9 protein-coding genes are annotated in these 14097 nt (G+C 57.9%); all 9 read right to left on the bottom strand.

Features of this window, described 5'->3' with window-relative positions; translation table 11 throughout:
- Positions 1–19 precede the first annotated feature (19 nt).
- Positions 20–1312 carry a glycosyltransferase gene (locus tag ACNKU7_RS10115; RefSeq protein ID WP_418296848.1) on the bottom strand — a complete coding sequence of 431 codons (1293 nt, stop codon included), beginning with the start codon at positions 1310–1312 and terminating at the stop codon, positions 20–22.
- Positions 1309–3561 (bottom strand): glucosidase family protein, encoded by a 2253-nt coding sequence (locus tag ACNKU7_RS10110; protein WP_418296847.1) that lies wholly within the window; start codon positions 3559–3561, stop codon positions 1309–1311. Before ACNKU7_RS10110 ends, ACNKU7_RS10115 begins: the two co-directional genes overlap by 4 nt.
- Positions 3561–4265, bottom strand: coding sequence for a TVP38/TMEM64 family protein (locus ACNKU7_RS10105; protein ID WP_418296846.1), 705 nt, complete (start codon positions 4263–4265; stop codon positions 3561–3563). The genes ACNKU7_RS10110 and ACNKU7_RS10105 overlap by 1 nt, the downstream gene beginning before the upstream one ends.
- 202 nt (positions 4266–4467) lie before the next feature.
- Entirely contained in the window at positions 4468–5757 is a 1290-nt protein-coding gene (locus tag ACNKU7_RS10100; RefSeq protein ID WP_418296845.1) for an MgtC/SapB family protein, read from the bottom strand.
- 267 nt (positions 5758–6024) lie between these two features.
- The gene (locus ACNKU7_RS10095) at positions 6025–6606 is read right to left on the bottom strand and encodes an SCO family protein (RefSeq protein WP_418296844.1); all 582 of its coding nucleotides are present in this window, start codon (positions 6604–6606) and stop codon (positions 6025–6027) included.
- 10 nt (positions 6607–6616) lie between these two features.
- Positions 6617–8680: a multicopper oxidase family protein gene (locus ACNKU7_RS10090; RefSeq protein ID WP_418296843.1), complete on the bottom strand. Its 2064-nt coding sequence runs from the start codon at positions 8678–8680 to the stop codon at positions 6617–6619.
- 280 nt (positions 8681–8960) lie between these two features.
- Positions 8961–10346, bottom strand: a complete 1386-nt coding sequence (locus ACNKU7_RS10085) for an alginate export family protein (protein WP_418296842.1) — start codon at positions 10344–10346, stop codon at positions 8961–8963.
- Between the two features lie 54 nt (positions 10347–10400).
- Positions 10401–12047, bottom strand: a complete 1647-nt coding sequence (locus ACNKU7_RS10080) for an MFS transporter (RefSeq protein WP_418296841.1) — start codon at positions 12045–12047, stop codon at positions 10401–10403.
- A 17-nt stretch (positions 12048–12064) separates the two neighbouring features.
- A complete protein-coding gene (locus tag ACNKU7_RS10075) occupies positions 12065–14080 on the bottom strand; it encodes an amidohydrolase (RefSeq protein WP_418296840.1) in 2016 nt (671 codons plus the stop codon).
- Positions 14081–14097: the final 17 nt, after the last annotated feature.

Here is a 14097-nt window from a genome sequence, read left to right as displayed (position 1 = left end):
GTCTCCCGTTTACGCAAACTCAGCTGAGGTCGTTATTGGAGACGTTGTGGGACTGTTCCAGGGCTGCGCTGGCAGCACCAGTGACGCCCTCGATGATTTCCCACTGGGCACCGATCATATTGCGCAGACGCATCCATTGGGCGTAGAGGGAGTCGTCCAGCGGCCAGTGCTGGTGAACCAGGGACTGGTAGTGACCGAGCGCGGCGCTCGCGCAATTTTCCAGGGAATAGCGGTTGGCGGTCTTCAGGGCTTCGACACGCAGCTTTGCGCGCACGTCTTCGGGTTGATCCAGCACCCATTGCAGCGCGGCAATCAGGTCGCGTTCACCGTGCTTCAATACCAGCCGTCCGTTGATGCGATCCTCGACCACTTCACGGCAGCCGCTGGCATCGAGGGCGACCACAGGTATTCCTGCCGCCATCGCTTCGGTGAGCACCATACCCTGGGTTTCACTGGTGGAGGCGAAAGCGAATACGTCCATCGCGCTGTAGGCGTCCCGCTGGGCTTCACCCTGTAAGGTTCCGGTGAGGTGCAGGCGATTCCCCAGTCCGCGGGCTTCAAACAGGTTCCTTATCTGCTCCTGCATTGGGCCAGAGCCGACCAGCAGGAAATGCGCGTGCTCGTTGCGTTGCAGGAATTCGAGAACGGCCGCTGCGAGAAAATCCAGGTTTTTCTCCGCCGCCAGTCGCCCGAGATGCCCGACCACAAAGGCGTCTTCGGGAATGCCGTACTGCCGGCGCGCGGCGAGCCCATCGCCATCGCGATAATGACTCAGCTGCACCCCGGTGGGCACCACGGCAATGGGCGAGGTAACGCCTCGCGCCTGCAACAGATCCGCAACGCTTTCACTCGGGGCAAACACCATGCTGGCGAGATTTGCGTAGCGCGTGGCCAGCTCGATAACGAAGCGTTTCAGCGCGTCGGAGTCGGCCGGAACATAGTGGGTGTAGCGTTCGTAGAGGGTGTGGTGGGTGAAAATCAGCGGCAGTTCACGGCTGCGGGCGATGCGCAGCGCGGTCATACCCAGCAGGAAAGGGTGATGGGAGTGAATGATATCGGGTTCAAACACATCCAGCCGGTGGCTCAATTCGCCGGATAGCGGCAGGGCGACAGAGAAGTCGCTGCCGTTGAAGTTCTGGATTGCGGGCACCCGTACCACGTCTTTTTCTTCCGGGATTTTTTCCGCAAATTCCGGAGCCACAATCATCACGTTGTGGCCGCGTCGGCGATATTCCCGGGTAAAAGCATCGACCGAACGCGCGACACCTCCTACATGAGGCAGGTAGGTGTTTGTCAGCATGACGATATTCACAGAGGATCCAGCTCCACCATTTCTACACCATCTGACACCGTGACCGGTTTGAAGCCGAACGCGCGGATTTCTATCTCCGGCGCACTGCCATGCCAGTCTCCATGCCAGGTTACCCGCGGGTGCGCGCCGGGAGTGACCTCCAGCGATATACGCCCGAAATAGGTTGGGGCTGGCCCAAACCGGATCGGTTTCTGCGCACTTTCATCCTGAAGCCATTCTGGCGGCAGTCCTGAAATCAGGATCAGCCGGTCGTCTTCCTCGCGCACAAAGCAGTTGCGTTGCATGGTAACCCATTCGGCAGCGGCCCAGGCGTGCTGTCCGTCACCCATACAGCCACCAAACGAGTGCGGGTGTATGGCTTCTGGCCATTGTCCGGTGGGAGAGGCGAGCTTGGCTACGTTGCGCATGAGCTCTATGCAGCGTGGGTCGCCCGCGCGCAGGAATACCTGGGCCACGTGAATGGTGAGGTAGGCATTGATGCCGGAGTGGATCATGTCCTGGAAAAAACCGCCGGAGACAAAACATTCACGCTGCAGAAACTCGACCAGGTCGAGCAGGCGGGGATCTCTCTCGGAATAAAGGCGCAGCGGGTAGCCAGCGGCAATGGAGCCGATGGCGCCGGCATCCAGGCGCCGTTTTGGCGACGCGGGCATTGCCGGCCGCCCAAGGCGCTGGGCGGCCTTGCTCAGGGATTCATCGACGGTCAGCATGAAGTCATCGGCGTGTGACTGGAAACGATCTGCTTCATTGTCGTGTCCGTTACGACGGCAAAGCGCAACAGCGGCGAGCTGGCCGGCTATGCCCCAGAAATCATCCCAGTAGTAGCAATCGTTGGGGCCCAGGTGCTCGGCGCTGAAACCGGCCGGCAGCAGTCCGCCGGTGAGGCTGCCGTCTTTGGGCAGGCGTTTGTCGTCTATCCACTGTGCGCCGCGCAGCACCGGATCCAGCCATTCCTGCTTGAGTTTGCTATTGGTGATGCGGCAGTACTGGTCAATGATCCAGAGCGCTTCACCGTTGGAATCCCACTCGCCGTCTTGCGAATGAAAATAGCCATTGCGCTTCTGGCGGGAAGGGAAGCGTTCGAGGGCGCGCTCCGCCCGCTCTATGAGACCTGCGTGAAGCAGCGACTGAATCATGAATGCGGCATCCCGGAACCAGAAACGCTTGTAGGTATAGGGGCCGGGATAGACATCGTGCGGGGAGTGCAGGATCAGGGTGCGCACTGCAGCGTCGTAGAGAAACTGCATTTGTGCGTCTGGCACAGACATCTGGCAATGCTGGCTGAGGTTGTGCGCCCACCCGGATGGGGCGTTGCGGCTGTTCAGCTTGCAGTGCTGCGGGATGGTAACCAGTGTATCCACGGTCTGTCCGGGCTCAATCCGGAACAGTGCAGCGGCGGTAGCCATGCCCACATCGCACTCCGCGTGGGTTTCATTGGATTCATCGTGGAGGTAGAGGGAGATATCACCGCGCCGGTAATCCGATGCGTGGTGCCGGTCTACCGGGCGGTCGAACAGGATTTTGTCGGTGCCATCCACGAGCCACTGGTCGCGGTTGTTGCCAAGCACCACTTTGTTGATGAGGGCCACGCCCTCGGGATTACACGGCCGCAGCGAGACCACCAGCCAGCCGCCTTCAGCGTGACTGCCGCGGAGTTGCAGCAGGCAGTTATTGTGCCGTTCGGAGAGCTCGGCCCAAACGCGGCTGGTCAGTTGCGCGGTGTCTGTAGCCGCTTCCGTTACCACCGCCACGCCTTTATCGCCGCGATCCATTTCCAGCCGCTGTGACACTTGCTGCATCTGCGACGGATACACGTTGATGCCATCGTCGCCAATGATCCAGCTGTCGATTGACCAGCCATCGTAATGCGGGGTTAGCAGCCCACGCGGATCGACGATGGGCATTTCCTCGCTGCCGGGCACGCCCACGGCGGTCCAGTTGCGATGGCTCAGGTTGCAGTGGGTAATGGAAAAGGCGCGCGGGATAAACGACACATCTGCCGGATCGAACTGGCGCTCAATCCAGTAGGGCCAAATCCAGTCCAGGTTGTGCTGGATGACCTTGCTGTTCATCAGCGCGCGGGCATGGAAAATCACCCCGGCACGCAATAGCTCAATGGGCTCGCTGACCTCGGAAGGTTCAGCAAAGCGCTGCATGCGTGCCATCACCGCGAGCGGGTCGAGAAAACCGTGGGCCGTCGCGAATTTTCGTACGAAGAACCGCCAGGGAAGCCATTTCATCCAGGGCATCAGAGCTCTCCTTCGTCAATTTTCTGGTTCAGGGCGCGGCGCGCCATGCGGGTCAGCCCGACCAGGGCTACGATGGCCAGCAGGAATCCGAGCCCATACAAGGCCCACTCCACCGGAGTGCGGGAATCCCGCGCGGTACCAAGACTGGCCAGATCGGCCGCAATGGATCCCACATAGACGTTGTGCACGGTAATTGGAATCACACCGAGGAAGTTGCCGATCACAAAATCCCGCAGGCGCAGTGGGGTGAGGCCGAAGAAATAGTTGGACAGTTTGAATGGAAACAGGGGAACCAGCCGCGTCAGCATCACCATTCGCCAGCCTTCATCGCGCACCACCTCACCGAGGTTTGCGGGCTTGATCTTGGAGAGTATCCAATCGGAAGCCTTTTTGCCAAACAGGTAGCGGGAAATCAGGAAGGCGATGGTGGCACCGATCACTGTTCCCAAAACCACATACACCGTGCCCTTGATAACCCCGAAGACGAACCCCGCGCCCATCGTGAAGATCACGCCGGGAATCAGGAATACGATCGCCACCGCAATGATGGCAATAAACCAGAGGCTGGCTTCCCAGCCGCGACTGTTCAACCACTGAATCAGCTCAAGAATGCGATCATCCAGGTCGAAGTGGTGCAGGGTGGCCAGTACGGTGGCCACTGTTGCGGTGCTGATTACGATGAGCCAGATGGGAGAAAACTTCACGCCATTACTATCCGCGCAGGTTGCGGTATCCGTGCTGATCTATCTGGTTGTCGGGCGCGGTTGCGCCGGTACCTGATTTTTACAGCGTTCCTTCAGAAGACTAGCCAATCCACAAACAGCGTGGCCGGTATTTATTCCTGTTTATTGCGAAAGAGAATTTTTATGCGGCAACTAATGACGATTGTTCATGTGGTGCCCGGGATCAGCTGTGCGGCCACAGCCACAGAACCAGCAGGCTCGCGGTGACCGGCAGTGCAAACAGAACCAGCAGTTGTCGTAACAGCCTGCCACCGCCCAGTACGGCGGCAATTCCGGCCTTGAACATGAGATTGGACAGGCAGGCCACCACAATGGCGCGCCACGCTGTGTCAGTCTGCATGGCACCGGACTCAGCAAGGTTAGCCGCTGACAGGGTGATGGCATCCACACCGGTGGAGCCGGAAATCATGGCCACTCCGTAGATGCCGTGATTGCCGAAGTATTCCTTGGCCGCGGCGATGGCCACCAACACCACCGCATACAGTGCGCCGAACAACAGTGCCGGGCCCAGCTCCGCCGGGTTGTCGGGAGGCGGCATCGCATTTTCCTTGTCCTTCACCTGCCGGTAGCCCCACAGGCACACAGCCAGGCTCACGGCCAGCAGCACCAGCAGCGGCGGCATCAACTTGGGCAACATCCGCGGAGCAACGACCGTGATCTCGACGAAAATACGGATGAACATGCTGGTTGAGGCGATCAATATCACCAGCGCCGCGAGACTACTGGCCTTTTCTGCGTTGTGTGCCTGCCGCGCGTAGGTGACGGTAGTGGCAGTCGAGGAAATAAGTCCGCCGATCAGGCCGCTCAATACGGTGCCGGCCTGTGCCCCGACAATCTTGTAGGCAACATAGCCGCCGAGACCAATCCCCACGATCAGAACTACCAGGAGCCAGATGGCAAAGGGATTCAGGACGTCGTAGGGCCCAAAGGTTTCGTTCGGCAGAATTGGCAGAATGACCAGCGAGATGACCGCGAACAGCATGATGGAGCGCAGCTCCTGTTCGGAGATCTTGTGCGCAAACTCATGCATTCCGGGCTTGAGGTGCAGGAGGACCGCAATGGTGCCGCCAACTGCAACCCCCACCGTCTTGTCACCCAGCACAATATAGGCACCGAGGATATAGACCAGTAAGGCGCTGACCTCGGTGGTAATCCCGATGTGCTCCCCCTTACCACGCAGACGCTCAATATTGCCAAGCAGAATCAAAACAATGACTGCGAGTAAGCCCACCAGCAAAATCCAGCCCAAATCGGGACGCAAACTGATGTGCGCAGTGAGCGCTCCCAGTAACGCGATAAGCGGGAATGTTCGGATGCCGCCAATACGATCAGTAGTGCGCTCACGCTGTAATCCGATAAGCAGGCCGAGGCCCAGCGCAATACCAAATGACACGATGCTTTCAGTGTCGACCAGTGGCGGCAGGGAAACCGAGGGGGTTGATACATTATTCATTTCTAAAATGAGTATCGGCGGTAATTCGGCTATTGCCACATGTAGAGTGTATGCGTGGCGTGAAAAGTGCGTAATTGGCGTGGATGGACTTTGTAACAGATCAAAGTGCAGCCAGAGCAGGGCGTGTCGCAACACGCAAGTAAATTTCGAATGGGGCTGTTGAAACTACCTTGGATATCGCGGATGAGCCCATACCGTGGAGTGGGGAATGCTTGCGCCACTGACGGATAGTTTCCGCGCGGCGCTTGCAGCAGGGTCGGTTTATGTTCAGGTGGGCCGGGTGATGCGCTTGATAGATCTTGTGAGGCCATCGGCATCCATCAGTGCAGGAAGGGCCGCCCAGCGGTCGGTGCGCTCATTTCCGAACGTAACGATACCGGTGTGCTGCTCTCGATCTGCGTCAATAAGAGGATCCAAATCATAGGCGCCAATACTGCGCCTGATTTCTTCAAGCTCCTGGAACTTGCCTGTTAAAAAGAGCCACCCGGGAGGGTGGCGATACATTGCTGCATATTCAAGCAAGGCCGCAGGCGTGTCGCGCTCAGGATCCAGGCTGATGGACAGGAATAGAATATCCCGGCCGACCCTTTCGCCAAGCTTTGCGTGTACCTTTTTTAAATTGGCAGTCGTTGGCATACAGATGCCGTTACAGTGGGTATAGAAAAAATTAATGATCGGAATACGGCTTTTGACCAGATCTGAATAAAAACGCAATTGAATTCCGTGCTGTGTCGTCAATATATAGTCGGGTATCTTGTCTGACTGACGTTCCCATCTCTGCTGGGATTTGGGATTGGGGTCACCGGTGAGCCCAAGAAAACGACGGCGAGAGGGGTGTAGAGTTGTCATTTTGTAATCCTCACTCACTTGCCACGCTGCGATTGTCTCTAAGGATCTGTTCAAGCGCCGCCTGCAGTGGGTCGCTGCTCGAACTCGCGTTTGCATTCCGCGTGCGCAGCAGATCTTCACCGGAACCGTCGGGACTAGGTGCCACGCCGCCACCGGCCGGAGTCCAATTACCTTGCGGGTTGCCGACACCATCTCCATCAGTAGTATCCCGATCCATTTCGTCGGACTCAGAAAAGAGCCCGTGTGGCTCAGGATCTGGCAACCCTGAAACCATCGCCGAGCAGGGCGTAACACCGTTGAATGGGCTGGCTTCGCCTTCCGGGCGGGGGTCGAATACGGCCATCATGCGCATGTCTTCGTGCTCGAGTACGTGGCAGTGGAACACAAAGGGGCCGGTGAAAGTGCCGAATCGGATCAGGAGTTCAATCATCCCATTGGGGGGCAGTGCCATGGTGTCAGAATTGTGCCGAAGCTCTCGTGGAGGAATTGAGCCGTTAATTCTTTGAACCTGGGAAGCTGAAAGGTGAATATGGATCGGATGTGACCATCCGCCACCGCCATTCTTCAGGATCCAGCGCTCAGTGCTTTCCAGCGATGGCACCGCATCTGAGCGCCGTGGGCTGAACCACTTATCATTGATCTTCCAGGCTCCGTTTTGTCGCACAAACTCGAAAAGGCGGGTAACGGTTACATCCTCCGGTTTGAGAGCTTTCTTTTTGCGCAGTCTGGTACCGGTGGCAATGGTCAGATCCGATGCCGCGGGATCGGGTTCGACTTCGAATTTGAGCAGCCTGACTTTCTCTCTGGGATTGATACCATCGGGGCTACGCCCATCAGTCTGCTCCATGATATTTTCGAGGAAGAGCTCGGACGGCGCGTTGGTAAAGTCAATGATGATATCTCGCCGCTGAGCCTGGGCAATGGTCAGCGTTTTGTGCTGCTGAGCTTTGGGGAGCAGCCAGGTATCGGTGGCAACCAGCAGAAATGGATCTCGTGTGCTGAGGCGAACTGCATACCAGCGCGCGTTAGAGGCGTTGAGAATGCGGAAGCGATATTTGCGACGTTTTACTTTTAAAACGGGTTGGACTGCGCCATTTACCAGAAAAAGATCGCCAAGACGGCCATTGTGATCTAGCAGGTCGTAAAAAATTTCTCGGTTTTGTGTGAGTCGCTGGTCTTGAAGCATCAGCGGGAAATCGTGAATGCCATAGCCATCTTCCGGATCGCGAAGGTTTGGCAGCACCTGGCCGCCCTCTCGATTCGGATCCATCAAGTCTTCTTCGATTTCATCAGTGACCAGGTAAAAACCGGCTAATCCGTGCGCCACATTGTGGCCGGTAATATCCATGCCGTGGTCGTGATACCACAGCGTGGACGGGGCTTCACTGGTGTCAAAGTTATCGTAGCGGTACAGATCCCCATCATCCCTTGGCGCGATATTGGTGTAGAAATAGTCCCGGCTGTGCCCTGGCAGTACATAAAAATGCGGGTATCCGTCAGAATGCGCCGGATTGTGACCGCCATGCAGGTGTACGGAGGTTTCTACCGGAAGGTTGTTCGTATGGCGGATCACGACAGGCTCCTTGAAACGTGCAATCACGGTGGGGCCCGGTACATGCCCGTCGTAACCGTACATTTCCACCGGGGGAAATTCGGCCCCGAAGATATGCGCCTGGGTGGTCTGCATGGACATCTGGTAGGTCGTGAGTGACGTGCGGTGATCGTCTGGCACGCCGGGGTGGCTCATGTTGTAGCGGGGATCAAAAAATTCTGGCGCTATACCGTGGTAAACGGCTTCCGATCCGACCTGTGCACCGCTGCCATCAGCAGGAAAGGGCAGGCCGGAGCCGGGGGGTGGGTTACATGTGCTGGGTTGTAATATGGGGGGAACCGGTAGCGGTGTCACAAATGGCTGCCATCCTGCCGGTATCGGGGATGGGTCGTCATCATCACCACCATCCTGGGCCAGGGCGCTGATAGGCTCCAGACTCCCCGCTTTCAATTTAAGTCCGGAAAGCGCGAGCACGCTGCTTCCCAAAACTCCCTGCTTCAGTATCTGCCGACGGGTGGCCATATGGCAGCTCCCTAATGGAAGATGTGACTCTTCACTGTTAAATGCTTATTTTCGAGGTAGCGCTAAAGAGCCTAATTGGAAAATTATGATGTGCAAAAAGATAGGCGTAATTCTTGTCATGAGAAAACGACCTGTCCTTATTAAAAAATACGTAGGATATTTTTCCTGTGCTACCTTGAAAAATCGTAGTGGCGCTGGTTTCGGCGGGGTATCCGGTGATGTCGCCAAGGAATTTTTATAAGAGATTTTTTCTGGTACTTACTTGTGCAGATAGTGAGCGTCAAAAACGATATTGCATGGTTAGCTCTGTGAAATTCAAAATTTCATGTGCACCCGTTTCTTCAAGGAATTTCTCAGGCTTGCCGACCGTGTGAATCGCGGTCAAGACCAGGCCTCGGTAAATGGTGTACTCCGCAGTAAGAGAGAGCGCAGAAGCCGAAAAATGCGCGACGCTGCCATTGGGGGCGCGGATGATCTGGCCACTCGGGCTGTAGAGCCCATCCTGGGTTTCCAGGCGCCAGAAAAAATTCAGATCGGCGGTCAGCGACCAGGGCTCGGAGGGTTGGGCGTTGATGAATGTATGGAAGTTGTAAAAGTTCCGGGGGCCGAAGACAGCGGCTTCTGAGAAATAATTACCGCGTGGAAACAGCGGATTGAAGGTACCGAGATCCGGATCGTCGGGGTTGTCATCACCGCTCGCGATGTTGATGCTCACACGGAGCTCTGGCTTCCAGGGTAGATTGTTCCAGCGGTAGCTGGTTTCTGTGGCGAGGGTCCAGGCATCGATGTCACCATCCGCGAAAGACCCGGTCTGGTAAAGCGCTTCCCAGTTCCAGCCCCAGTTGTTCTGGTTGCCCCAGACGCGCGTGCCGAATGAGTGCCGTTGTTCTCGTCCTTCCCCCTGTACGAACTGCGCGTCTTCATCTTGAAAACCGAGGTAATAGACGTCGATAGAGCCGAGATAGCCGAACGCAGGTAGCGTGGCATAGGCGCCCCAAAGTGCGAAGCGGTTGTTGGCTCCATCGTCGAACACCCCCGGATTGTCTTCTCGTGGGCGGGTCGCGAGCAGATCCAGTCGCCATCTCGGATTGCGCAAAAAAGCCCTGGCGCCGTCAAAGGTGCGGCGGACATTGGGGCCTTCGCGGACGTCGACCAGGCGACCGGAGCCGAGTACGATTTCCTGGCGACCTGCGCGGAGTGCCAGAGACCGTTTCTCACCGCTATCAGCCGAAAACTCCGCGAACAGGTTCTGCCAGCTCATTTGGTCTTCGTCAACGGGGCTGGGGTCTTCGCGTCTCCCGGTTTCGAGCGCGCTATTCAATTGCCCAAATAACCGGAAATGCTCGTTCCAGTGCAGGTCTGCAAGCAGAGCGTAGCGCTGAAACCACACGCCGTGCTTGTCCTGGGGATCCTGGCCGAAAGTCGGGTTGTTGGTGTACTCATAGCGCTGCCGGATTTCTCCTCCGATACTGATGTAACCGGTGCTCTCAGTATCCAGAGGCATGGCCTTCCAGCAACCCGGCCAGGAATGAGCAGGACGCGCAAGCAAGCCTGAGTAGTCTTCTTCAAAACGCAGTTTCTTGATGGGAGGGAGGTCATCGGCACACGCGTAGGCGGCTGCGCCGGCCAGCAGAATGGGCAGTAATGTACGGGCAAGGAGCCTCACATCACCACCCGCTACGAATCCGCTTGCCGTTCAGGGTTTGCAGGCCTTGGCCGATCATTGCAGGGCCCCATCTTCTGTGGGCGCATTGTGCGGTAACGAGCGTTGCCGGTCCGGTGCGAGGAGGTGCGTTACCACAGGGGTAATACCAGAGCGCTGGTATTTGAGTGCCTCCTGTTGGATCTGGCCATCCAGTATGGATGTCCTCTCATGGTGGCGCAGGTGCGCCACCCAGGACTCTTCAATGAAATATTCAAGCATCCTGCCTGGCATCGCTACGTCTTCGAACAGTCCCCATGCATATGCCCCGTGTCGCTCCCGCGAGGCTTTCAGGTGAAGCATTGCATCCATAAATGGGCCTGTGTCCGCAGGCGCTATCTGATATTCAACCGTAACCATCACTGGCCCGCGGTCCAGCGCAATTTCATCAGCCACTACCGGTTGTGGCCAGTAACCACTGGGGGCGTGGTTCAGCTGATCGGTTTGCAGCAGCTTGAAGCGCCAGGTCAGCAGTGCGGCGATCAGCGCGCCGGCGGCGGCAATCAGCTGTGTATTGGGAATGCCGAGTTTTACGGCCACCTGACCCCAGAGCACGCTGCCCACCATCATGGCACCGAAGAAAATGGTGATGAATATGGACAGGCCTCTTGCTCGAACCCAGTCCGGCAGAGCGAGTTGTGCGGAGATGTTCAGGCGCGAGAGCACTGTGATCCAGCACATCCCGGCGAGCAGACTTGCACCAATGGCAGCGTCGGTGCGTTTGGCGAGGGCCAGGACAACCAGTACCAGGGCGGTACCTAATGTGCCCATGGCCACCAATTGATCGGCAGAAAATTTCCTGGTCAGTCGCGGCAGAAAGAGGGCACCAATAACGGCTCCGACTCCCACGGCGGCGAGTATGAGTCCGTACAATTGCGGGCCGCCTTGCAGCTCCTGCCGCGCAACCAGTGGCAGCAGTGCCCAAAATGCACTGACGAACAGGAAAAAAGCCACTGCCCGCACCAGGGTAGCCCGCATCGCTTTGCTGGCGTGTACATAGCGCAATCCGGCACGCATGGCGTTCAGAAAACGCTCAGCGGGCAAATCACTGGGCGGCGCAACCGGTGGCTTCCACCAGAGTAATGCGGCCGCGACAACCAGGAAGCTGAGGGCATTGACGAGGTAGGGCCAGGCGATGCCAATGCCGGCAATGATCGCGCCGGCCACGGCCGGCCCTATGGCCCGGCTGATGTTTACGCCCACGCCGTTGAGTGCGATGGCCGATTGCAGGTTGGGACGCGGAACCAGTTGCGGGACTATCGCTTGCCACGCCGGTGCAACAAAGGCTGCACCGGCACCGTTAAGAAATGTGAACAGCAATAGGATAGGGGGCGTCACCTTGCCAGACAGTACCAGGGCCGCGAGCGCCAGGGTGTTGAAAAACAGCAGCACGGTTACGGTTATCAGGAGTTTGCGCCGGCTGATCAGGTCCGCAAGGGCACCGGCGGCGAGGGCGAACATAAACACTGGAGCGCTGGTTGCGGCCTGCACCAGAGCCACCATCAATGGGGACGGTGACAGTGATGTCATCAGCCAGCCTGAGGCCACCTCATGCATCCAGGTTCCGACGTTGGAGATTACCGTGGCCGTCCACAATACGGTGAAGGCGACGTGGCGGAAGGGCGTCCATGCCGAGCGATTGTCAGTGCTATCGTTCGCAGCCATTGGGCGTACGCCGCGGTTCAGAACGCAAAACAGGAACAGCCCAGCACGCCCCAGAAATCGCGGGGATTGCTTGCTGGAATGGGGGAGTTCCACGCGATCTGGTGATTGTGGCCGTGAAGGGTGCAGGCAGAGGCACACCCGTTGCCACAGGCGCGCACTGATTGCTGGCGGTTGGATGAAATCGCTGCAGTCCCTGCCTGTCGCATAGCCGGTGAGGACGTGCTGTTGACCGGGCTCCAGTCCGGACTTGCCGGGGGCAGGGGAGGATCGAACTTGGCGAATGGGCCCGCCGCGTACACGATCTTGCCACCGACGATGGTGAGCTCGGAAACGATCTGCCTGATCGCTGAGTCTGAGACTTTGAAGTAGTCCGCCGACAACACGGCAAGGTCTGCATACTGGCCAGGGGTGAGCGCGCCCTTGACCTTCTCTTCACCGGAAAACCACGCTGAGCCCTGTGTCCACAGGCGCAGGGCGGTGGCCCGGTCGAGAATATTGTCCCGGTCATACAGTGACAGGCCGCCCAGGGTCTTGCCGGTGGCAAGCCAGTAAAGGGCTGTCCAGGGATCGTAAGAGGCAACGCGAGTGGCATCGGTACCAGCGCCTACCGGCAGATCCATGGCCAGCATTTTTGCAATAGGTGGTGTTGTTTTCGCCGCGTCAGCGCCGTAGCGGTCGACAAAATATTCTCCCTGGAATGCCATTCTGTGCTGGGTGGCAATGCCGCCGCCGAGCGCCTTGATCCGCTCGATGTTGCGCTCGCTGATGGTCTCCGCATGATCGATGATAAAGCGTGTCTTAAACGGTGTTTTGCCATTAACCCGCTCGAACAGGGTGAGAAAGCGGTCGATAGACTCGTCGTAGGTGGCGTGAATACGAAACGGCCACGCATTTTCTGCCAGCAGGGTGACAATCGGCTCCAGCTCTTCTTCCATGGTCGGCGCCAAATCCGGACGCGGCTCGAGGAAATTTTCGAAGTCGGCGGCAGACCAGGTGAGGTTTTCACCGCCGCCATTCATGCGCAGCATGGCGGAGCCCGCGCCCGGTTCTGTCATTGCTACCCAGCGTTCATAGTCGCTTAATTCAGAGCCCGCTTTTTGCGCAAACAGGTTGTAGGCGATGCGCACGGTCAGCTGGTTGTCGTTATCCAGTTTTTGCACCACCTCATAATCATCCGGATAGTTCTGGCCGCCACCGCCTGCATCGATGACGGACGTGATGCCGAGGCGGTTCATCTCACGCATGTAATGCCGAGTGGAATTGATCTGATCCTGCAGGGGCAGCTTCGGGCCCTGTGACAGCGTGGAATAGAGAATCAGTGCGGAGGGCTTTGCAATCAGCATCCCGGTTGGATTGCCCTGCTTGTCCTTCTCGATGACGCCGCCAGGTGGGTTGGGGGTATTGCGATCGATGCCGGCCGCTCTCAGTGCCGCGCGATTCAGCAGGGCATGGGAATACAGGTGCAGGATAAACACCGGGGTATCCGGTGCGGCCTTGTTGATTTCATCCAGGGTGGGCATCCGGCGCTCGGCAAACTGGAATTCAGACCAGCCCCCCACAACCCTGACCCACTGGGGCGCGGGGGTGCGCGCTGCCTGCTGCTTCAGCATCTGCAGGGCGTCGGCGAGAGAGGGAATGTTCTCCCAGCGCAACTCCATATTGTAATTCAGGCCGCCGCGGATAAGGTGGGTGTGGCTGTCGTTGAGCCCGGGGATGACACGCTTGCCACCGAGATCGATGACCCGGGTCTGATCCCCGGCCAGCTGCATAACCTCCTTGTCGTCCCCGATCGCCAGTACCCGGCCATCTTTCATGGCCAGGGAGGTCACTTCCGGTTTTTGGGCGTCATGGGTGGTAATGCTGCCATTGCGAAGAATCGTGTCTGCCACGGTTTTGTCTCCTCCCCAGACGCCATTTCGGGCAAGTGGACCGAACAGTGCAAACATCCCGAGAGCGGCGGTGCTTTTTACCACCTTCCTGCGGGAGACGCCGGTAACGGGCGGTTTCGAAGCGTTATCGGTCGAGTTTTCCATTTCCCGGCTCTCCGGCA

The organism is Microbulbifer weihaiensis (genome assembly GCF_048323715.1).
Lineage (GTDB): Bacteria > Pseudomonadota > Gammaproteobacteria > Pseudomonadales > Cellvibrionaceae > Microbulbifer.
This window is presented reverse-complemented; position numbering and strand designations above follow the sequence as displayed.